This is a genomic window from Spiroplasma endosymbiont of Colias croceus (assembly GCF_964020095.1).
GTDB lineage: Bacteria > Bacillota_I > Bacilli_A > Mycoplasmatales > VBWQ01 > Spiroplasma_E.
Map to the genome: position 1 here is coordinate 84,142 of NZ_OZ026536.1, position 22,484 is coordinate 106,625.

29 protein-coding genes are annotated in these 22,484 nt (G+C 22.8%); 23 read left to right on the forward strand and 6 right to left on the reverse strand.

What is annotated here, in order from left to right; all coding sequences use genetic code 4:
* Nucleotides 1–44: 44 nt before the first annotated feature.
* The 3 genes from mnmG to AACL24_RS00485 form a co-directional block, all read right to left on the reverse strand.
* Nucleotides 45–1,928 (reverse strand): tRNA uridine-5-carboxymethylaminomethyl(34) synthesis enzyme MnmG, encoded by a 1,884-nt coding sequence (mnmG, locus tag AACL24_RS00475; RefSeq protein WP_339047944.1) that lies wholly within the window; start codon nt 1,926–1,928, stop codon nt 45–47.
* A gap of 285 nt (nt 1,929–2,213) precedes the next feature.
* Complete coding sequence (locus tag AACL24_RS00480) at nt 2,214–2,342, reverse strand: hypothetical protein (RefSeq protein WP_255495891.1); 129 nt, start codon at nt 2,340–2,342, stop codon at nt 2,214–2,216.
* A 160-nt stretch (nt 2,343–2,502) separates the two neighbouring features.
* Nucleotides 2,503–3,291 (reverse strand): exonuclease domain-containing protein, encoded by a 789-nt coding sequence (locus AACL24_RS00485; RefSeq protein WP_339047946.1) that lies wholly within the window; start codon nt 3,289–3,291, stop codon nt 2,503–2,505.
* Between the two features lie 418 nt (nt 3,292–3,709).
* Here AACL24_RS00485 and AACL24_RS00490 point away from each other — a divergent pair.
* The 4 genes from AACL24_RS00490 (at nt 3,710) to AACL24_RS00505 (ending at nt 6,884) form a co-directional block, all read left to right on the forward strand.
* Nucleotides 3,710–4,830 (forward strand): IS3 family transposase gene (locus AACL24_RS00490; RefSeq protein WP_339047948.1). Its coding sequence is split into 2 segments (ribosomal slippage): nt 3,710–3,953 and nt 3,953–4,830, totalling 1,122 coding nucleotides; the frame shifts between segments, so codons are not numbered across the junction.
* 225 nt (nt 4,831–5,055) lie between these two features.
* Nucleotides 5,056–5,478, forward strand: coding sequence for a transposase family protein (locus tag AACL24_RS00495; protein ID WP_339045912.1), 423 nt, complete (start codon nt 5,056–5,058; stop codon nt 5,476–5,478).
* Nucleotides 5,479–5,501: 23 nt separating this feature from the next.
* Complete coding sequence (locus AACL24_RS00500; protein WP_339047950.1) at nt 5,502–5,759, forward strand: transposase; 258 nt, start codon at nt 5,502–5,504, stop codon at nt 5,757–5,759.
* Nucleotides 5,760–6,054: 295 nt separating this feature from the next.
* A protein-coding gene (locus tag AACL24_RS00505; RefSeq protein WP_339047952.1) for an IS5 family transposase occupies nt 6,055–6,884 on the forward strand; the annotation gives its coding sequence in 2 pieces (ribosomal slippage) (nt 6,055–6,451 and nt 6,451–6,884; 831 coding nt in all).
* A 152-nt stretch (nt 6,885–7,036) separates the two neighbouring features.
* Here AACL24_RS00505 and AACL24_RS00510 read toward each other — a convergent pair.
* Both AACL24_RS00510 and AACL24_RS00515 read right to left on the reverse strand, forming a co-directional pair.
* Complete coding sequence (locus tag AACL24_RS00510; RefSeq protein WP_339047954.1) at nt 7,037–8,062, reverse strand: fructose-bisphosphatase class II; 1,026 nt, start codon at nt 8,060–8,062, stop codon at nt 7,037–7,039.
* A 607-nt stretch (nt 8,063–8,669) separates the two neighbouring features.
* Nucleotides 8,670–9,278 (reverse strand): hypothetical protein, encoded by a 609-nt coding sequence (locus tag AACL24_RS00515; RefSeq protein ID WP_339047956.1) that lies wholly within the window; start codon nt 9,276–9,278, stop codon nt 8,670–8,672.
* Between the two features lie 382 nt (nt 9,279–9,660).
* Between AACL24_RS00515 and AACL24_RS00520 the strand changes: the two genes are divergently transcribed.
* The 19 genes from AACL24_RS00520 to AACL24_RS00610 all read left to right on the forward strand — a co-directional run bounded on the left by AACL24_RS00520 (nt 9,661) and on the right by AACL24_RS00610 (nt 22,186).
* Nucleotides 9,661–9,828 (forward strand): hypothetical protein, encoded by a 168-nt coding sequence (locus AACL24_RS00520; protein ID WP_339047958.1) that lies wholly within the window; start codon nt 9,661–9,663, stop codon nt 9,826–9,828.
* Between the two features lie 214 nt (nt 9,829–10,042).
* A complete protein-coding gene (locus tag AACL24_RS00525; RefSeq protein WP_339047960.1) occupies nt 10,043–10,561 on the forward strand; it encodes a hypothetical protein in 519 nt (172 codons plus the stop codon).
* Nucleotides 10,562–10,695: 134 nt separating this feature from the next.
* Nucleotides 10,696–10,899 carry a hypothetical protein gene (locus tag AACL24_RS00530; protein ID WP_339047962.1) on the forward strand — a complete coding sequence of 68 codons (204 nt, stop codon included), beginning with the start codon at nt 10,696–10,698 and terminating at the stop codon, nt 10,897–10,899.
* Between the two features lie 15 nt (nt 10,900–10,914).
* Nucleotides 10,915–11,205 carry a hypothetical protein gene (locus tag AACL24_RS00535; RefSeq protein ID WP_339047964.1) on the forward strand — a complete coding sequence of 97 codons (291 nt, stop codon included), beginning with the start codon at nt 10,915–10,917 and terminating at the stop codon, nt 11,203–11,205.
* A gap of 2 nt (nt 11,206–11,207) precedes the next feature.
* Complete coding sequence (locus AACL24_RS00540) at nt 11,208–11,672, forward strand: hypothetical protein (protein ID WP_339047966.1); 465 nt, start codon at nt 11,208–11,210, stop codon at nt 11,670–11,672.
* A gap of 2 nt (nt 11,673–11,674) precedes the next feature.
* Nucleotides 11,675–11,968 carry a hypothetical protein gene (locus AACL24_RS00545; protein ID WP_338961988.1) on the forward strand — a complete coding sequence of 98 codons (294 nt, stop codon included), beginning with the start codon at nt 11,675–11,677 and terminating at the stop codon, nt 11,966–11,968.
* Between the two features lie 3 nt (nt 11,969–11,971).
* The gene (locus AACL24_RS00550) at nt 11,972–12,133 is read left to right on the forward strand and encodes a hypothetical protein (protein WP_174480256.1); all 162 of its coding nucleotides are present in this window, start codon (nt 11,972–11,974) and stop codon (nt 12,131–12,133) included.
* The gene (locus AACL24_RS00555; protein ID WP_339041654.1) at nt 12,133–12,369 is read left to right on the forward strand and encodes a hypothetical protein; all 237 of its coding nucleotides are present in this window, start codon (nt 12,133–12,135) and stop codon (nt 12,367–12,369) included. Before AACL24_RS00550 ends, AACL24_RS00555 begins: the two co-directional genes overlap by 1 nt.
* An 11-nt stretch (nt 12,370–12,380) precedes the next feature.
* Nucleotides 12,381–13,154, forward strand: a complete 774-nt coding sequence (locus tag AACL24_RS00560; RefSeq protein ID WP_339047968.1) for a hypothetical protein — start codon at nt 12,381–12,383, stop codon at nt 13,152–13,154.
* A gap of 15 nt (nt 13,155–13,169) precedes the next feature.
* Nucleotides 13,170–13,328, forward strand: a complete 159-nt coding sequence (locus AACL24_RS00565; RefSeq protein WP_339047970.1) for a hypothetical protein — start codon at nt 13,170–13,172, stop codon at nt 13,326–13,328.
* 39 nt (nt 13,329–13,367) lie between these two features.
* The gene (locus tag AACL24_RS00570; RefSeq protein WP_174481134.1) at nt 13,368–13,556 is read left to right on the forward strand and encodes a hypothetical protein; all 189 of its coding nucleotides are present in this window, start codon (nt 13,368–13,370) and stop codon (nt 13,554–13,556) included.
* On the forward strand, nt 13,528–13,743 hold the full coding sequence (locus AACL24_RS00575) for a hypothetical protein (RefSeq protein WP_339047972.1): 216 nt from the start codon (nt 13,528–13,530) through the stop codon (nt 13,741–13,743). The genes AACL24_RS00570 and AACL24_RS00575 overlap by 29 nt, the downstream gene beginning before the upstream one ends.
* A 17-nt stretch (nt 13,744–13,760) precedes the next feature.
* The gene (locus AACL24_RS00580; protein ID WP_339047974.1) at nt 13,761–14,138 is read left to right on the forward strand and encodes a hypothetical protein; all 378 of its coding nucleotides are present in this window, start codon (nt 13,761–13,763) and stop codon (nt 14,136–14,138) included.
* Nucleotides 14,139–14,156: 18 nt separating this feature from the next.
* Nucleotides 14,157–15,341 carry a hypothetical protein gene (locus AACL24_RS00585; protein ID WP_339047976.1) on the forward strand — a complete coding sequence of 395 codons (1,185 nt, stop codon included), beginning with the start codon at nt 14,157–14,159 and terminating at the stop codon, nt 15,339–15,341.
* A 14-nt stretch (nt 15,342–15,355) separates the two neighbouring features.
* Entirely contained in the window at nt 15,356–17,074 is a 1,719-nt protein-coding gene (locus tag AACL24_RS00590) for a hypothetical protein (protein WP_339047978.1), read from the forward strand.
* 3 nt (nt 17,075–17,077) lie between these two features.
* A complete protein-coding gene (locus tag AACL24_RS00595) occupies nt 17,078–18,829 on the forward strand; it encodes a hypothetical protein (RefSeq protein ID WP_339047980.1) in 1,752 nt (583 codons plus the stop codon).
* Nucleotides 18,830–18,833: 4 nt separating this feature from the next.
* Nucleotides 18,834–18,956, forward strand: coding sequence for a hypothetical protein (locus AACL24_RS00600; RefSeq protein ID WP_255495889.1), 123 nt, complete (start codon nt 18,834–18,836; stop codon nt 18,954–18,956).
* 16 nt (nt 18,957–18,972) lie between these two features.
* Complete coding sequence (locus AACL24_RS00605) at nt 18,973–20,214, forward strand: hypothetical protein (protein WP_339047982.1); 1,242 nt, start codon at nt 18,973–18,975, stop codon at nt 20,212–20,214.
* The gene (locus AACL24_RS00610; RefSeq protein WP_339047984.1) at nt 20,165–22,186 is read left to right on the forward strand and encodes a hypothetical protein; all 2,022 of its coding nucleotides are present in this window, start codon (nt 20,165–20,167) and stop codon (nt 22,184–22,186) included. The genes AACL24_RS00605 and AACL24_RS00610 overlap by 50 nt, the downstream gene beginning before the upstream one ends.
* Nucleotides 22,187–22,270: 84 nt before the next feature.
* On the opposite strand, the gene AACL24_RS00615 is transcribed toward AACL24_RS00610, so the two are convergent.
* On the reverse strand, nt 22,271–22,471 hold the full coding sequence (locus AACL24_RS00615; protein WP_339047986.1) for a hypothetical protein: 201 nt from the start codon (nt 22,469–22,471) through the stop codon (nt 22,271–22,273).
* Between the last annotated feature and the right edge of the window lie 13 nt (nt 22,472–22,484).

Genomic DNA, 22,484 nt, shown 5'->3' on the forward strand with positions numbered 1-22,484 from the left:
TAATATATAAAATTAGCGATCTTTTAATTAAGATCGCTAATTTATTAAATATTTAAATTTGGATATTTGCGTTTTAAAAAAAATAATAAAACTTGAATATCAGCAGGACTAACACCAGAAATTCTTGTAGCATGACCAATTGTTAATGGTCTAACGCGCTTTAATTTTTCTCTAGCTTCACCAGTAATACTTTCTACTAAATCATAATCAATATCACTAGGAATTTGTTTTTTTTCTAAACTATTAGTTTGTTGCGCCATTTTTAGTTGCTGATTAATATACCCTGAATATTTAATTGTAATTTCTAATTCCATTAATTCATGATATTGTAAATCATTTATTAAAGGTAACTGTGAAGTAAACATTGATAATTTGACACCTGGGCGTTTTAATAATTCATAAGCAATAATATGATTATCGGGAATTGGACCTAAATTATTATTAATAATATACTTAGTAACTTCTGAATTGGGACTAACTTTAATAGTTTTTAATTTTTCAACAATATTGGACATTAATGTTTGTTGAATATTAAATTGCGATCAACGTTGTTCACTAACTAAGCCAACTTGATAACCATACTTAATTAATCTTGTTTGAGCATTATCATTTCGTAATAATAAACGATGTTCAGCTAAAGAAGTTAATAAACGATAAGGTTCAACTGTTCCTTTTGTTACTAAATCATCAATTAAAACTCCGATATATGCTTCATCACGCTTTAAAATTAATGGTTTTTCTTTTTTTATTTTTAAATGGGCATTAATTCCAGCTATTAAACCTTGACACGCTGCTTCTTCATAACCACTAGTACCATTAATTTGACCAGCACTAAATAAGTTTTTAATTAATTTAGTTTCCAATGTTGGTCATAATTGTGTTGGTTGAAAAGCATCATATTCAATAGCATATGCTCATTTTAATACTTCACAATTTTCTAAGCCAGGTAACGTTCTCAACATTTTATCTTGCACATCAATTGGCAATGATGTTGAAAAACCTTGGACATAAATTGAATCCAAAGCAAGTGATTCTGGCTCTAAGAAAATTTGATGACGAGGCTTATCAGCAAAACGTACTACTTTATCCTCAATACTTGGACAATAACGTGGTCCAGTACCTTGTGCTTCACCATTATACATTGGTGATTTATCTAAATTATTATTAATAATGGTATGAGTTTTATCATTTGTATAAAGTAAATAACAAGGTAACTGTTTTGCTAATGGTAAAAAATTTTTAGTTTCATGTGAAAATGCTAAAGGCAAATCACTACCTAGTTCAATATTAGTTTTGTCAAAATCAATACTATTTTTTTTAATACGAGGTGGTGTTCCTGTTTTTAAACGTATCATATTAAAGCCTACAATTTTTAATTGCTCAGAAATACCATTACTTGTTCTTTGACCATCTGGTCCTTCTGATTTCTTATTATGACCTTGTAAAGTTAAAGCTGTCATATAAGTACCAGTAGTTAAAATCACAATTTCACTTGTAATTTTTTCACCATTCTCTAAAATAACACCCTTAGCAGTGTTTTCTTCAATTATTAATCATTGTACCATAACTTCTAAAATTGTTAAATTTTCTTGTTTATTTATTGCATTTTGCATATATTGTGAATAAGCAATTTTATCAGATTGAGCACGAATAGCTCAAACTGCTGGACCACGTGAATGATTTAATAGTTTCATTTGCAAAGCAGTAGCATCTGCTGCTTTAGCCATTTCGCCACCAAGTGCATCAATTTCACGAACCACAACTCCTTTGGCTGGTCCACCAATAGAAGGATTACATGGCATTAATGCAATTTTAGTTTTATCAAGAGTAATAATAGCAGTTTTATGACCTGCTCGTGCAGAAGATAATGCCGCTTCAACACCAGCATGACCCGCACCAATTACAATAATTTCATAGTCATATTTCATTGATTTCACCTCCATTTCATAAAATATTACATATCAAAATTAATAACATCAAAAATAAGAAATTTTATTTTTAATTTCTTTAGTAATGTTATCATAAACAAGCAAAATATTCATGTACTTTTTAGACTTTTATTAAATAAAAATTGAATTTTAGTTAATAATCTTCTTGATTATAATTGATTATATTTTATACAAGATATAAATATTATTTAAAGAATTAGTGCTGCACTTAAAAATAGCAACTGTTTTAACTAGTAATCATTAATACTAATTTAAAGCCAGTACTTACTTACTTTTAAGTATTTTATTTATTAGCACAAGATGTGTTTTTATTGAAAAGACACTTTTGTCATTAACATTAGTAACTGTATCCAATGGTGATAAAACATATGCAACATCTATTTCTTTTTCCATAACTGTAACCTCTTTTGTATACAATTTGACTTAAATAATTTATCTTAATATCCCTACATAAGTATAATTATAATGTTAATTTTTAAATTTGCAAATTTTTATTTACTATACCTTTAAACTTAAAAAGTATTTTTATATATAAAAATACATCTTATATTAATTAAGATAAAGAATCACCAAATAATCTCCCCATTTTAATATTAAGATTATTACATAAAGTTTTTAAATGGTAATGTTCACTGAAATGTATATTAATTAATTTATGTAAAGTGGTAACATCTGCCAATGGATCATGATGATCAAATTTAATTTGATTACTATGAGCAAGAGCACTTAAACGGTTATTAGGATAATCATATGTTCTTCTAAATAACTTAACTGAACAAATGTAAAAAAAATTAGGGCACTCTAAATCATAATGATTAATTAATGATCTTAAGATATTAATGTTAAAGTTAGCGTGATGAGCAATAACAACAGTATTTTCAGTAAAAAAAGTAACAATGTCTACTCATAATTCTTTAAAATTTGACATTAAAGATACGCTTTCACTTGTAATTCCATGAACATGAGAAAAAGTAAATTCTTCGGGATGTGGTTTAATTAACGAACTATAAGTTTTGACAATTTTACCCTGTGTTACTTTTATCATAATTAATTGACAAGCACTTGTTTTATTCGAATTTGCAATTTCAAAATCAATAAAAACATAATTAGTATTATCAATGCCTCAATCATGAACACTAAATTTTTTCTTACTATTTAATTTTGATTGCTTTCTTTTTAATAACATTTTTTTAGCAAAAAGATTTTTACTATCTTTACTTTTATACTGTTTAAAAGGTGTAATTATTTCTTGTTTTCCTTCTATATTAACTTCTGATTCAGAGTTATCATCTGTTTCAAAATCATCATTTGTCTTCTTGAATTTTACACTTTTAAAAAACATATTAATGGCAATAGCACCTTTCTATCTAAATTTTCATAAATTAATATTAGTTATTCCATTGATAAATTATAACATTGATAAGTTAGAGTAACTATATTTTTACTTATAAAACTTCATTTTTTACAAAATTCAGTCATTAATTATCATTCTTTAACAACTAACTTAATATAATTTATAAAAATAATATTATGAATAAAATATTATATTATTGACAATAAAAAAGATTGCAATTGCAATCTTTTTTTAAATAAGAAAAATATTATAATGAAAATGAAGTTGAAGAATTATTTCTAGTAATTAACGGTTCACTATCATTTACTTCATTTTGAAAATTATTAATTTTGGATGGGTTACAATTTATTGGACACTAATTACGTAGACAAGTAAACAAATTTGTTAAAAGAAAGGAACTATAATTATGGCCAATATTAACTCATATACCGATGAATTTAAAAAACAAATAGTAGCTTTATATCAAAGTGGCAAATCAGTATCTTGCCTTGCTAAAGAATATAATGTTACAAGAGCAGCTACTTACAATTGAATTAAGCAATTTAGTAATTCAGGAAGTTTTAAAACTAAAGATAATCGTTCTTTTGAAGAAAATGAATTAATTAAATTAAGAAAAGAATTAAAGCAATTACGAATGGAAAATGATATTTTAAAGCAAGCAGCACTAATAATAGGCAGAAAATAGAAATTATTGTCAAAAATAAAGTTAAATATAAAATTCGCACAATGTGTCGTTTTTTAAAAATATCTAAATCAACATATTATTTTAATTTAAAGAAAAAAGAAAATAAAATCAAAAATAATATTTATGATGAAGCTGTTATTAGTGCTTTTAAAGAAAATAAAGAAGTTTATGGTACTAGAAGATTAAAAAAAATTCTAGAAAACCAAGAAATTTATTTATCGCGCAGAAAAATTAAAAAAATTATGAATGAATATAATTTAATATCAAAATATACTAAATTATCATTCAAAAATCATAATAACAAAGTTAACGATAGTCAAATAATTAATCTTGTTAATAGAAAATTTAAGAATAGGATTAAAAATGAAGTTATTGTTAGTGATTTAACTTATGTACAAGTTAATGGTAGGTGAAACTATATTTGCCTATTAATAGACTTATTTAACCGCGAAATTATCGGACATAGTGTTGGAGTTAAAAAAGATGCATCATTAGTACATCAAGCATTTATGCAATCAAATCGCTGTTTAAAAGATATTCAAATATTTCATAGTGATCGCGGTAATGAATTTAACAATAAAATTATTGATAAACTTTTACTAGCATTCAACATTAACCGTTCTTTAAGTAAAAAAGGTTGTCCTTATGCTAATGCTGTTGCTGACGCAACTTTTAAAACTTTTAAAACCGAATTTATTAATGATAAAAATTTTACATCATTAATCCAATTAAAATTAGAATTATTTGATTACATCAATTGATATAACAATATAAGAATTCACAGCACTTTAAACTACTTAACTCCAGTTAAATATCAACAACAAATGTTTACCAAAAAATAGTCCTAAAAAGTGTTGCCATTCCACCTGAACCAATGTCTGATATAATACACTTCTTGCAAAACCTATCTATTAAAAATTTAATTTTTAAAATAAAATTAAAAATAAAAAAGATAGGTAATCTATAAACATATTCCGTAATTAAATTTTTTAAAAGTCAATTAATAATTTTAAAATTTATTTTATAATTTTGTTATTAACAATAAATTTAGAAAAGTGTTGATAAAAATGATTTTTGAAAATTTAAAAAAATTAAAAAATGAAGAATTTTATAGATATTTTGGTATAAAACGTTTTCATTTTAATGAAATGTTAGAAAAATTAATTGAAATAGAAAAATTAGAAAAAAATAAAGGTCGAAAAAATAAACTTTCAGTAGAAGAAAGATTAATGATGACTTTATTATACTGAAAAGAATATTATACTTTTTTTCAAATGAGTATTAAATCTAAAATGAGCCCATCAAGTTGTTTTCGAAATATTACTTGAGTAGAAAATAAACTTAGTAACCACAAAGATTACCAATTTTTAAAAGAAAGATATAAATTAAAAATTGATAAAAAACAAGAAAATTCAAATGAATTTCAATTTTATTTAATTGATTCAACTGAGATTGAAATTGAAAGACCAACTAAAAAAAACTACAGTTAGAATATTTTTCTGGTAAAAGTTGAATGTATTCTATAAAATTTCAAATTGTATATGATTTTTTTAATAAAAAAATTGTTGATATTTTTGCTGATAATGGTAAAGTGCATGATTTTCAAATATTAAAAAATTCAAATCTTGAATTTTCAGAAAAAACAATAATTATTGGTGATTTAGGATATCAAGGTATACAAAATATTTATAAAAATACAATAAGATTGTATCTAAAATTAGAATTAAAGTTGAACATGTCTTTGCTTGATTGAAAAGATTCAAAATTTTAGTAAATAAATGTAGAAAATCTAAATTTAGACTTATGTACTTAAGATTTAACTTACTTTGTGAAATTTTTAATAAAATAAAACCATTAAAATAAAAAAAATATTAAAAATATTTTTTTAAAATTTAAATTTTTATCGAGTTAATATAAAAATATTATTAACAATTTTTTGTTTAAAATGTAAACTCATTTTTTAAACTATTTTTTCAAAAAATATTTATTTCTATATTCAATAACACTAAATAGTTTTAAAACAATTTTATTGACAATTAATTAAATTTAATTACGGAATATGTCCTATGATATTTGATAAATTAAAAACTATTAACAATCCAGAATTATTAAGATTAACTGGTATAAATGATATTATTTTTAATAAAATTCTAGAAATTTTAAAGACAGAAGAAGTAAAAAAGTTTAAAAATGGTGGTACACCTAATAAATTATCATTAGAAAATCGTTTATTAATGACTTTAGAATATTGAAGAGAGTATCGAACTTATTTTCATATTGCTAAAAGTTATGGAATTAGTGAAAGTAGTTGCTATAGGAATATCAAGTGAATAGAAAATACTTTAATAAAACATCCTGATTTTCAACAACTTGATGGGCAAAAATCACTGTTAAATAATAATTTTAAAGATAAAACAGTTATCATTGATGTGACTGAAAGTACTATTCAACGCCCAAAAAAAGTCAAAAACAATATTATTCAGGAAAAAAGAAAAAACATACAATAAAAACTCAAGTCATAATTGAAAAAGATAGTAAAAAAATTATAAGTTCTTATTTTTCTTATGGTAAAAATCATGATTTTAAAATTTTAAAAAATTCAAAAACGAAATTTTTATCAGAAACAACTATTTTAGTAGATTTAGGATATCAAGGTATACAAAACATACATAAAAATGTCTTATTACCTAAACGAAAATCAAAGAAAAACCCTTTAACTAAAGAAGAAAAGAAAAATAATAAGGCTATTTCAAAAATGAGAGTTGTTATTGAACATGTTTTTGCGATTCTTAAAAAATTTAAAATTATTAGTGAAAAATATCGAAATAGAAGAAAAAAATTTGCATTAAGATTTAATTTAATAGCTTCAATTTATAATTTACAATTATTAATTTAAATATATTTGATAATTTAATATTTTATTTTTTTATTTGAAATAATAATTTTTGTTGTATTTTAATGACAAAAAATAAAACATATTTTGAACAATAATTTTTAAAAAATATTAAAAGTGTTATTAAAATAAATTTTTAAACTTAAAAAATGTGATTAATATCATAGTTTTGCAAGAAGTCTATTATATATTTTCATAATTTTTTTAACACTTGGCAATAGTTTATTAACCTGACTAACACTATAAGTAACTTCCATATTTCTAACAACACCATGTGAAACAAAAGAAGTATTTAAATAATATGTACCATAATAATATTTAAATACTTTTAAACTGCCGCCAGCTGTTAAACCTGTTGCAACAAAACGGACATTTTCATCTTTTACTAAATCTTTAGCAAAATAATATTTATTATATGATAATTTATATTTTTTAATAGCAATATCTTCAATATTAATACGAATTTTAGTATCTTCATCAGTGGGTCATATTGTTTGATAGGAAATTAACTTAGTTTTAATATTGCCGCCAGCACTTAATGCTAATGCTGCCATTAATGCCCCTTCAGGAGCACCACCAATACCATAAACAAAATCTGCTTCCTTATTAATAACATCAATAGCAGCAAGCACATCACCATCACCAATTAAACGAACAATAATACCTAAATCATGCAACTTTTCAATTATTTTTTGATGTCTTGGTTTATCTAAAATAATACCAATTAAATCATTATGTTTTTTCATTTTTTGCATAGTTTTAATATTAGTAATAAAATCATCTTCATTGTTAATAGCATCTTGTAAATCGGGTCCAACAAATAATTTTTCCATATACATTTCTGGTAACTTTAAAATAGTATTAGGTGCTGCTGCTAAACAAGCAATACTACCAGCAATATTATAAGCAGCAGGATAAGTACCTTCTACTGGATCAACTGCTAAATCATAAGTTAAAGTTTTTCCTTTTCCTAACTCTTGATTAACAAATAACATTGGTGCTTGATCTAACTCACCTTCACCAACGATAATACGACATTTAATAGGGGCATTATCTAACATAATTGTCATTGCTTCAACAGCAGCAAAGTCAATAGCATTCTTATTTTTACGACCAATAAATTTATAAGCAGCAATTGTTGCCATTTCTACTGCTCTAATTAAATACATATCCTTATTCATATTTTTCTCCATAATTAAGATGTTCATTGTTAATTATATGATAATTTTTAACAAAAAACTTAATTATTAAATCTCTTTCTTCGTTCATTTTACAAAATTTGTAAATTATAAATTCAAATCATAAAATAAAAAATTACAAAATAAGTAAATAATATTTTAAATTCCAGATAATTTAATTATCTGGAAAATATGCATTATTTATAAGCTTAAAACTTTTGATTATATATTAGACTTCTTGCAAAACTATGATATTAATCACATTTTTTAAGTTTAAAAATTTATTTTAATAACACTTTTAATATTTTTTAAAAATTATTGTTCAAAATATGTTTTATTTTTTTTCATTAAAATACAACAAAAATTATTATTTCAAATAAAAAAATAAAAGGGAGCGTACCGATGTTGTCAATAATATTCAAATTTGTCTTAAAATTATAAAGTTAGACGAGAATAATTTTGACTTTAATATGCAATTGTATGTTAATCTTAACACTTGAAAAATATTAGTCAACAATAATACTTATTTTTATAACTCAAAAATTCTTATTAAAGTTTACTTTAATAAGTTTTATTTTATTTTTGGTTTTTTAAAATCTTTAATTTTAATTTATAATAACTGGATGGCAGTATTTATTTGATAGCATTTAAAATTAACCATTTTTGTATACATATCAATGTTATATGTTCTATCACCAATCATATGCTTTAAAATTTGTTTAATATTAGTTTCAGTAAAGCAACCAATATTTTCAACTAATGCTTGGTTTAATACACCATCTTTTGCATTAATAAAATAACCAACTTTTAATTTTTTATATTGTAAAGTTAGTGATTGTAAAAAATCAATTAATTCATAATATTGACCTTTGGCAAATAAATTTATGGCATTTTCATAGTGTAATTTAGCTATTTTATTTTTTCTTCTTCCAGCCATTATTCCAAGAAATAAAACATGAAAAGCATGAAATTTATCTAAAATAAATTTAGCATTTAAAATTGTAGCAGTTTTTCTAATTCATTTTGCACTATCTCCACAAACTATTAAATTTGCTTGGTCAAAATTTTCAAAAAATAAATTACCATATGTTTGAATTAATTTTGCTGTTTTTTCTGCACCAATTTCTGTTTTTGATATTCTTATTTTACATACAGCTCTTTTATTAATTAATTTTCCATTTTTCTTTTTACCAGTACAAAATACTAGGGAGGTTCCCAAAAAAGTAGGAAGATGAATTACTAGATAAATAAATTCTTTCCAACATTACCATTTCAAAATGATGATAGACAAATTAAATTCTCTTTTACCCTTAAATTTATATTCGACGTATTTTAAAAAATATACATTTAAAAAATTATTATCAAAGGAAAAAGACAAGAAATAATCTTGTCTTTTTTTTGTAATTGTAAAATTTTAAAATTTTTAATAAACCTCTTTAACGCTATTATCAACACGTGTTAGGGAACTAAAAAAGTGAACTACAACACAGTTGTTAAAAATAGTAGCTAGAGCATGTGGACTTGCATGGATAAATAATAAGTGGAGTGATACCTAATAAAATATACTAACCAGAAATGGTAATTCTTGGGGTGGGAGCGAATTGGAAACTAGTATATATAGACCTGTTGTAGGGACCTATTGTATTAATTCTATTCTTTATTTAACCAACCTTGCCACTCCCCAGTGAGCAAGTGTTGGTTTTATTTTTTATTTTTTTGAAAAATTTTTTGGGCGAGAAAATAAATTTCAAACTTGTAAAAAAAATTAAGCGGTGCCGGTTCAATTAAAATATTAATTTATTAAACATAAATTAAATAAATATTGAATCGAATGCCTTAATGTTTTTTAAAATTTCATAATTTATTTTTGAGCCCAGAATTGCTGGAATTAATAAAACGAATAGTAGTATTATTAATAATCTAAAAATCAAAATATATGTTCTTTATGCTAGAAGCAACAGAACATATTAGGAAAGGATTATTATGCAAATAGAATTTAAAAAAGAACAAATTGTTAAAGATAAACCACAATCTATTCTTATTGATTATGTTGAATATAAATTATCACTTCCAAAATGAATGATTAAAAATAATTCTTTTATTGTTGATAATAATTACACATATTGAGTTTTTAATTCTGAAAATATTAAAAGAGAATTAAATGGTGATGAATTAACAAAATTATTAGAACCATATATTAAAGACCAAAAAATAACTGTTAATAAACCAATTACTCCAAAAGAATATTATCTTAATGATATAAAACTTGAACCATTAACATTTTATGAACAGCATAATAGTTGATTTATGGGTGAAATAACTGATAACAAAACTAAAATTACTAATCCTTGTTTTAAATATAACATTACGTGAGAAGAAAACAGAAAAGGTTTTAAAATAAATAATCCATATAAGCATAATGATTTAGCAATTAATTATATAGTTACTTCTTATAAGGAAATTTCAAATCATAATGAAAAAGTATTTTTGTTGAACATGTAAACAAAATAAATTAGATTATTTATTCTTTAATACTAATGATATAAAAACAAGAAAATATTTTTTAAGAGATAAAAATAGTAAAGCAATTTGTTATGACTGTATTTTAAATATTAAGTTAAGTAGGAGGTATAAATATGGATAAAGAATATTTAACTAAAAGAGGAATGATTTGCATACCAGACAGTGATGATATTGAATTTAAAATAGGGCTAATTAAACTGATTGATCATTTAAAAAAATATAATTTAGTTTGTGGTCATAAAGAATTTATTGAAGAATGTAAATATTGTTGATGTAATTGTGATTTAGAAATTATTAAAACGGTTATTAGAGGTTAAGTGGGAGGTATAAATATGAATAAACAAAAACCATTTTCTTATAAAGACCAAGAAATTATTAATGAATATAATAAAAAACGTAATCAAGAAATAACAAAAGAACATTTAAATAATATAGAAAAATTAAGAGAAGATTTTAAAAAAGAAATAATTAATGAATATAAAGAAAAATTAATTAAATATTTAATTAATAATAGAGCAAATGCTTATAATGGAAAACAATTTTTATTATCTTCAAATAGAGACCCAAATATAAAAGGTATTGATGAATTAATTAAAAGAATTAAAAATGGAGAATTTGATTAATAATGGAATATGACTTAATTATTGGAATTGACCCAGCAGGAATTGGTAATAATGGAATAGTTATATATTCAAATGAAACTAATAATATTGTTTTTAATGAAACATTTAATACATTAACTGTTTTATGAACTAAAAATATGTATAAAGAAAAATTGCAATTAATTAAAGAAAAATTTATTGATAAAAAAATATTAGTTATTGTAGAAAATTTCTTTTTAAATTCAAAACAATTACTAACTAATCCATTATCAACGCCTAAAATCATTGGTGCATTAATGGTATTAGTACAAGATGTTATGAATTGAGATTATTTCGAAAACCACCCAAAAAATAAAAATAAAATAACAGATTATAAAGGAAATATAAAATTAACAAAACATGAACAAGATGCTTATAAGCATATTCAATATTATTTAAAAAATCATAAGAAAATATTGATTTTTGATAATTATTTAAGGAAATTATAAAAATGAAAGATAAAGAAAATTATGTCAAATTAAAAGTAAAACTGAGTAATACTATTGAAGCAAAATATTACGAAAAAGGTAATAAGGAATTATATTATAGTGTTCGTGGTCAATGAAATGGATTAAATTATGTTACTTTAATTTTTAATAACCCAAAATTTTATAGACGATGTATTTTATTAAACAAAAATGATGAAATTTTAGTAACTGGTCAAATTTTTAATACTTTAAATATTCCTAAAAATCGTGCATTTTGTTCAATCAATGTTAAATGATTTAAAAAATGAAAAGAGTAAAAAATGATATTATGAAAAATTTTATTAATAGCACCAATATTAATAACAAGTATAACACTAATAATAATTTTAATATTTATTATTAAAGAATTAAAAAATGAATATAAAGTATTGAAAATATTAAGTGAAATTGCTAATCAAATTAAAAATAAGGAGAATAATTAATGATAATATTACCTACTTTGTTTGAAAATAAAGATGAAATTGAAATATTATCACCATTTCCAAAAGCAATTCATACAAGTAATGATATTAGAGCAATTATTTTAAGACAATACCCAAATGTTAAATCAAAACACATAATTGTTTCTGAGCCAGAAAGTAATGTTGCATTAATAGTTGGTGATAATGATGTTTATCAAGGTTGAATTAAAGTCACAATTAAAAAATTAGAAAATTAAAGGAGATTAAAATGCCAAATATAGAAAATCAATCAAATTATACTTTAACTAAATTAATTAGAACTGGTATAAGTCCAATTTGTGCAATGATTGGTACAAGTGCTTATTATGGTCAAGTGATTGCAAATCCAGTATTAGGTTCAATTAATAGTTTATTATTTGGTAAAAAATTAGGTTTAGATATTTGAAATTTAAATCAAAGACCAAATACTAAAAATAAATTAGTTAATAGTAGTAAAAAAATATTATTAGGGTTAGGAACAATTGGTTTAGCAAATTATAGTAAATGAACAGAGAATAATATTACTCCAATTATTCCAACAACACCAATTCCAATAACTACTACAACTACAACAGAAGGTCCTCCATGATTATTATTAAATAAACAAGAACATCAGTCATTAATGGATTGAGATACTTATATTTCATTAAATGCTTATGGTATTTCAAATCTTATTAGTGGTTTAACTGAATTAATACCTAATAGATTTCAAAATATAAGAAAGATAGCAAATATGGCAACTGGTGGTTGTTTAATATCAAGTGGTGTAGCAATGGGTATAAATAATGATTTTAATAATGCTTATGCAGTACCTACCATAATTGCTGGTGCAAGTGAAATAATCCATAATTTATTACCATTGGAAACAACTAATCATATTGAAGAAATGCAAGAAACACCATTTAATAATGAAACTGCAAATCTTATTAATGATAGTGTAAGTGAATATGGTACTACTAGTGAATCAAATTTAAGATGAGATTATAATCACATGAGTTTATAAAGGAGGTGAAAAATAATGAATAAAGAAAAATTACTTGAATATTATAATAATGAAATAAAAACATATAACGAACAAATAGAAGAATTAGAAAAAAAATTATCTGTATTAGTAGAAGTTATAAGTAATTCACAATCAATAATTGAAAGAATTAATAAAGGTGAATTTGATGAATAATCAAAAATAAACAATAAATAGTTGAAAGGAAAATTTGAAATGAAAGAATTTTTACATGAATTAATAATTATTGGAACAAGTGTTGGAACATTAATTTGCAGAGAAATTATTGTTTTATTAAAAAGATTTATCACAACTCCAAAACATGTTAGAGCAAATAACAAAATTATAAAACATCAAAAAAAATTAGCAAAATTAAATGAAAAGATTAATAAAGGAGAAAAATAATATGACAAAAATTGAATTTAATGAAAAATATAGAAAACAAGATATTAGTATTGATAGAGATTTTGATTTACATATTGATAATTGTTTTAAATTTTCTGATATTGATACATTAGAAAATGCAGTTAATGATTATAAAAAACTAATAAGTGAAATGCCACAATTAGTTAAAGATTGATTATTGGGATAAGATTAGGAGAATGTTAAATGTTAGAAAATGAAGATAATGTTCAACAAACAACTGAACCTTTAACTGAAAATAATGCTTCTTCACAAGAAATAGAAAATAAAGTTAATGAAGCAGAAAATAAGTTAAATAAACTTAATCAAGAAATTAAAGAAAAAGAAATGATTAATATATTTAAAAAATATCAAGTTAAAACTGAATTTTATGATTATTTAAAATTTAAAACTAATAATTTAGAAAATTCAAATATTGAAGAAACTATTAAAAAAATGATTAAAGAGCAACCAATATTTAAACAAACAATTAATACAGGTGGCAATAAACAAATAATTATTAATAATAAACCAAATGATAAAGAAAATTTTTTAATTAATTATAAAAAGAAAAATTATTTATAAACGAAAGGAAGAAATAAAATGTCAGTACCATTTAATCAAAATTTAGACAATACAGAGAGATTAGTAGAAGCGCCAGAATTTATAGAATTTTTTAAAATTTCAAATAGTCCATGGGCAAACTTTTTCCCTACTGAAATTGTTGACTCAGTAAATATTGAGTTTATTGTTAAAAAACCAAAAAAACCGGAAGTAAAAATTATTGCTTGGGATGATAAAAGTAAAAGATATGAATTACCATATGTTGATACAGATAAAATTAGTAAAAAAATAACTAAAAAATATCTTGCAGGAGAAATTATTGCAGATGTAGATTTAAAAGCAAATAATGCACAAAATTTATTAGATAGTATGCAATATGAAGTTGCAAATGATTTAGCAGATAAATTGGCAATTGATGATACACAAGCAATTGCAAAATTTGCTACTAAAATCGATATTGAAGATACAACACCAGTAGGCTATTTAAAATCAATGTTATCTGCTTGAAATACTTTGTTTCAATTTAGAAACATTGTAAATAGTAAATTTTTTATTACTAATGGTCTTTATGATAGTTTAGTTTATTTAGCAGATAATAAAGGTTTAATTACCGATAATCAGTTGGCACAACAATTACGTTTAAATGGAAATAATTTATATGTAAAAGGTGTATTATGTGAAATCGTTCTTGATGACTATATGATTTTTACTAATGATAAAAATGAACAACAATTAATGACCTTTATTTTAGCAACACCAAGAGCGATGAAAAGATACATGATAGAAAATACAGTTATTTATGTAGATTTTATTAAAGATGATAAAGCAGGAAGAGCATATAAAGTTGCTGGTGAAGTTGTTGGAGAAGCAATACCATATATTTCTAATAATGAAACAACATCACGTTGAATGTTATGTGGAGTTATTAAAACAGAAAAAACTGATTTAAAAACTAAAATTACAAGTTTAACAACTGATATTACTGCAAATATTAATAACAATAATAGTGAATTAAATACACAAATAAAAAGTACTAATGAACTTAAATCATTAAATCCAAATTTAACAAATCCAACTATTAAATATTTTAGTGATGCACAAGGAAAAACTAATGTAAGTAATCAAAAACAAAAAGCAGGTGACTTATATATAACTATTAGTGCAAATGTTAATGACTTAAATTATAAAGGTTCAACAAATCCAATTAAAATAACTCTTAAATAAAGGAAATTAATATCATGCCAATTGGTACAACTAGTACAGCAATACTTTTAAACATAAATAAACCAAAACATACTAGAATAAGTAAACAACAAGAAAATAAAAGTTTTTGATGAGAAATTTTAGAAATGATTGGTGTACAAGTTATAGCAGTAGCACTTGCTCCTTTTACTGGCGGATTAGGTGCAAGTGTAGCCCTTGGATTAGGTGCAAGTGATTTTATTGCAAGTACTATTAATTTTGGTATTTATGCAACAACTGATTTTACTATTAATCAAGTTTATGATTATTTAAAAGGAAATGTAACAAAATTAAATACTTTCTTAAATTTATTACCTGCATTTGCTGGACTTAATAAAATTAGTCGTGGTTATCGTACAACTAAATTCATTAAATTAGCACAAAAAACTAAAACATTAGAACAAGTTGGAATTAAGGAAGCAAAAAACTTACAAGAAGTTATTAGTCAAGTAAGTAGAAAAGAAATTTTAACAGATAAAATTATTGGTAATAAACGTTATTTAATGAATTATAGTTTTACTCCTAATAGTGAAACAGTATTACGAGATTTAGGTTATGTTGCTGAAAGACAATATAAAAATAATTTTCAAAAACTAGAAACAGAAAAATTAATGGAACACTTATTATTACAAAATACATTAATAAAACTAAGTCCACAATTAACTCCTAAATTTAAAATTAAAGATATTGAAAAAGCAAATAACTTTTTAAAAAAATTTAATACTGATTTAAAAAAAGTATTATCTATGAATCAGCATGATTGATTAAATTTAGTTCATACAATACATACAGAAAATAGATATGGAAAAACTTTAATTTTAGATTTACAAAAAATTCGTGCTAATTCTATTAAATTTAATTTTAAAAATAATATTATTCATCAACTTGTTTTAAAAGCAAATCAAACTTTTAAATATTTTGATATTAGATTTTATTTAAAAAAAGGTTTAAATAAATTTTGAAAAGATACACCATATTTTGAAAAAATAAGAGAAAGTATATATAAATTACAAGAAAAATTTGAAAAGTTAGAAAAACAAGCATTTGAAAAAATTAATAAATTAAAAGAAAAAGCAACTGATTTATTTACTAGTGCAGAAAAAAGAGCAATTAAACATGCACAATTAATTCCATTAAATTCACCAGTATTTATGGGTTGTAAAATTCAACCTTTGTCATTAGATAAATGTGCAATTACTATTTATCATCGTAATCCTAAATATAAACCAATTACAGTTGTTGATAGTATTCTTAAAGCAAAAACTTTTGTTACACAAATACATCCATTTCATTGATATCGTTGATATAGTGGTTGATACATTGGTTATGGTGTTAATCGTAATAAATGATTAAAAGCAATAGCATTTGCTCCACCAGTCGTGCAACAAGTAATTAGAGATAGTTTTAAAGTATATAGAGAAATATTTAGAACTATTAGAACTTATCATAAAGTAGTAAATGTTATTAATAATCCTATTGAAAATATTAACAAATCATTTAAAAATGTTAGTTTAAAATTTTCAGTAAATACTTTATTTGGTACAGGATTATTACATCATTTAGAAAAATTTGCATATAGTCAAGTTATAGCAAAAAGTAAGAAAAAATTAAAAAAAGGTAAAAATAAAATACAAAAAGAAATTGAGCATATAACACATAAAAAAACAAAAAAACATACTCATCATTATAAACAAGCATTTTTTAAGGAATGATAAATTATGATTAATAAACTTTGAACTGATGTCAGTCTTGAAAATTATAATAACTGATATCCATTAACTGGAAAAATTACAGAAACACCACAGCAGTATATACAAACATGACCTAATGTTAATGATTGATTTAAAACTTTTGCTATTCGCGCGCAAAATGATATTAATGCTTATCTTGATTTTATTTTATCTAAATTTCCTTTTGATAGTTTTAAAGATGAATTAATTAAAGAAACATTAAGAGATATGGTTTATGTTATGGTTGAACATTGAGTATTTAATCGTACACCAATTGAATTTAATGTTGATGCTACTATTCAATTTAATAATGGTATTCAATTTAGTGCAAATAGTACTCCTACAATTAATGTTTGAGATTTAGCACCTAGTAGAATGAAAATATGAGCAAGATTAACAGAATTAAAACAAGTATTTTCAAGTTATAATGATGATGAAATAGATGTTGAAAAAATTGACTTAAAAGCATTTTATACTAGAAATCAAGTTGATGAATTAATAAAAGAACAAAAAGAATTTACATTATTAAAACAAATGAAATTATATGATTATTTAGTTGATGATAATGAAAATGAAATATATAGAGGTCCTGTTAGTAAATTTATTAATAAAGGTTATGTTGCAACAGATTATGATAAAGAAACTGAAACAATGATTTTAGATTGACCTGATGAAATTGGTACATTACCACCCGAAGCATTACAAAATAATCCACAAATTGGTGATTATACACATGCACCAACATGTGATTTTTCTGCTAAACAACAAAAAAATATTACAACTTTAACTAATACTAAACAAAATAAATTAAGTACTGGTCATGGCATTAATATTACAGAAGATAATGTAATATCTGTAAGTTCTTATTTAGTAACACCACAAGATTTTTTAAATAATCCACAATGAGAAGAGCAAAAATCAATGATTTTAACAAGAAATACATATTATCAAATTTTTTGGTCACCTAATATGTCAAACGGTCAGGGACTTAAAGGAGTATTTTTCTTTTATGGTGCAGTACCAACAGCTCATAATGTAGCTATTGATTCAGCAGGTTATTATTCAAATTCTACTAATGAAATTAAAGCTCATTTAAGTGTCCAACCCGAAAATGATGAATTAATACTATCATATTTTGATGGTAATTCTTGAATAGTAACTAATCTAGATGAAAATAAACTAGGAACTAAAATATATAAGCCTAAGACAAATAATAAAATTTATAGAATTAAAAGTAATACATTAGATATTACTTCACCAAGTGTAATTAATATAGATAAACCTATAAAAATTAATTCAAAAAGTTTAGAAACAAATGAAATAGAAGAAAATAATTGAGATATTGAATTAAAAAATAATCCAACACCAAGTCCTTGTCCATGTTCAAAATGAAAAGAAGTAGGGACATTAACAAGTGATAAAAAACAAATTGGTTATGAACTAATTCCTAATAAATTATATAAGTTGACTTATAATAACACCGGCAATAAAGAACCTTATTATAGTTATGCACCAAAGTTAGAAATTTTATTTAGACCGCAACCATTACCTTATCAATTATCTTTTTCACCAATAATATGTTATCTTTTTGGAACTATTAAATTTAATTATGGTATAACTGGGGCAATTACTTATCAACACGTTCCTAATAATACCAAATCAAGAAAAATTGTTGGTATTACTACAAGTGATATATATAACACATCTGCTTTATATAAATTAGAAGAATTACAGGAATAAGATTATGTTTTTTAAAATTATAAAAATTATTTTAGGTTTAATTGGAGTTTTATTATCTTCTGCTGTTGCTGGTTTAATTATATTTATTATTGTAAAAATTGTATTAAAAATTAATCAAATTTTTTAAAAAGGTTGTGAATATTATGTTAGGTAGATTTTTTAGAAAAGATAAAAGTAATATTAGTGATAATCAAAATGAAAAAGTAAAATTTTTAACTAATAAAAATAAAAGTACTCATGCTTCAATTTTAAATTATTTTGGTTTTAATGATTTTAATCATGAAACTTATTTCACTGATTTTGTAGCAGAAAATAATGCTAATTTATATAATGCTCCATTAGACATTAATAATGAAACTATTAAACAATATTTAATTCAAGAAGAATTTTATAGAAAAAATTGAAATTCTATTTTTAAGTTAAGCAAATTAGGAATTAGTGGTTATTTAATTTATATTGCTAATGATGATTTATATTTTCAAGTAGTTGATATACAACAAAGAGTTTATGATATTACTGGTAAATTAATTCAATGTACTATTTTTTATGATAGTTATCAACAAAATGCACAAACTGTAAGATTATTTGAAATTTATACATTAAATAATGAACAAGTAACTATTAATCGTGCAATTTATAGTATTAGTGATAATAAAAAACAATTTCCATTAGATTTTAAATCATTCATTAATAATTCAAATTTAGAACAAGAACAAACACTAAATATTAACTATATACCAATAGCAATTATGCGAAATAAAGCAAATGAGCTAGCAGATTGCAATAAAGTAATGGATAAAATTAAAGCGTTAGATGTTATTTATGAACAAATTGTTTTAGATACAATTTTAAATTCACCCAAATTTATATTTAGTCAAACTTATGGTAATGTTCAATCAGCATTAGAAGATGCAGTAAGAACTTTGGTTACTAAAAACTACATATTTAAAAGTGGTGGAGATAATAATGAACAAAATGAAAATATTAATATGACAAGTAGTAATTTCAAAGGTAAAAATTTAACTGATATATATGATTGAAATGTTAATGAAATATTTAAACGTTGTGGTATTCATATACCAACTCAAAAGAAATCTGCACAACAATCAGTTCCCGAAAGTACAGCAGTAAATATTTCAACTATTAATTATATTGAACAAAAATTATGACAATTTAATATTGATATTCTTAAATTTATTCAAATCTTAGTAAGCATAGATAAAGATTTATTAAATAGTAAAACATTTAATATTAATGATGAACAAGAAATTAATAATTTAACTGTTAAATTAAAATTATTTAATCCCGAAAATAACCAATTAATAGGAGAGAACAATGGAAAACAACAACAAACCACAAACGAAGTTTCCACAGAAACAAACTAAACTTAATCAAGCAGAAGTAGAAAATGATTATTTAATTGATAATATTCCTTATGATTTTACTAATATGATGAGTGCTACTAGTGACCCAGATATTAATAGAGCATACGATGAATTTAAAAAAAGAACTATATATATTTATGAAATTGAACGTTTATTTAAAAATAATGAAAATAATAGTTTAAGATTTTCAGCAAATACTATTAAAATAGGTTTTATTGATATTGATAAAGTATTAAAAACTATTGCAGTTGAAACATCTGATTTTACTATGCAATTAAATCAAAGAGCAAGTACTAATATTAATGATAATACAATTGAATATAGTATGACTGATATTAAAAATTTAATATTTCAAGAAATAAATTTATTAAATCAATTTAAATTATATGCAGTTTCTATTAATGAACCTTTAACTGAAAATAATATTGATAATTTATATATCATTAATAATTATTCCCAACCTTATCAAAATCCAAAAACAAGAAGTACTAAAAGTATTACTATTATTAAAATTAAAGATTTTAAAACAAGAGATGGTTATCCAATCATTATTAAATTACAAAAACCATTAGATAAAGATACCAAAGTAATTGGTTTAAAAATTAAAGCCCCTAGAAGCATGATTTTTGGCAATATAAAGGTACTTGGTGAAGTTGACAATATGGAAGTATACCCAAAGTTATTTGTTAAAGATAAGATAGCATTTCCACTGTTATCAATGCCTATTGAAACTCAACCAAAAGTTAGAATATTACAACAATGATTTAGTGAACAAATCTTACCTTGAAATTTAGCAAAACAATTTATAGGAAAAGAAAAATCAGTTTTAGATTTAATTGCTATTGGTGGTGGAAGTGAAACAAGAAAAGAAATTATTAATAATTCAAGAGTAACTAATGCTAAAATTGGTTATGATGTTACTAAAAATTCAAAAGTATGACCCTTATCTGATGAACTAGAATTAAAAGATACAAAATTAGAGTCATGATTTTTAGCAGGTAACTATAATTTATTTATTTCTACAACAAATAAATTTCATGATGTTGAATTAGAAATAAAATATAGACCACCAATTGATAGTTTACAAAAAGTATTATTAGATATGTTAACTTACACTTATACATATAATAGAAATTTTGATGGTGCAAGTTTAGACCCAACAAAAAAACCAAATGAATTAGATAAATTGAGAGCAAAATTTGAGAGTCAAAAACCTGAAGAAGTAATTAGCAATTTGTTTAAACAATGAAAATTAGATTATCCAAATTATATAAATTTACCACAAGTACAAATACTTAAAAAAATAATTATTATGTTATCAAACAATATTTATTCTAATATGTCAATAAACAAAGGTTTAAATGATGATGATAAAATTTTATTACCATATTATTTTGAATTAAAATCTAATCCAATTCATAGAAATTCTGATGAAGTTTGAGAGTTTAAAGATGCAAAAGTAATTTTAAAATCAGAATATTTTGACTTTACAGACATGAATAACATTAAACTAAAAAATAACGACATTAGTCAAAATGAATTATTTAAACTTGATGATAATCAATTTAACTGATTATCTATTACAAATGAATTAGAAAGTAATAATATACCGTCATTAATTCCTGCTGACTGAACATTAGGTAATGGTGAATATGGCAAATACTTTACAAAAATAATTATTAATAATAATAAAATTGAAAACGCTTTAAATTTATATGGTTCAAATAAATCACAATTATTTTCTAAATTACAATTTTATAAAGAAATTTCACAAATTGATAATATTAGTGAATTTGATTTACAAATAGAAAATCCGATTAATAACTTAAATCGAATTGAAATTAGTGGTATATTTGGTGCTGGAAATTATGATTTAGTTTTAATAACTAATAAACAAGAAATAAATTTAAATAGTATTAATTTATTTGATAAATATAACGAAAATATTTCATACATTAATTTAGAAATTTAATTATCAAAATATCCATTAGGATAATTGCCATCTCATTTTTTATCATTATTATTAGCTGGTTTAATTGCAAAATATAAATCTATTTTATAATGGTCGCTTCTTTGACTTTCTCAAATAGAAGCCCCCCCAGTGAGCATTATAATCATGGTCTAAAAAATAAGTTAAATCATTTGTTTTATGATGTGCTATTGAACCAATTATTAAACCATTTACTCCACTGATAGCACCAGTTAGTGCTAATGCTAATGTTATTTTACTTAAATTTGTTTTTATTCATGGTTTCATAATAAATTATTTC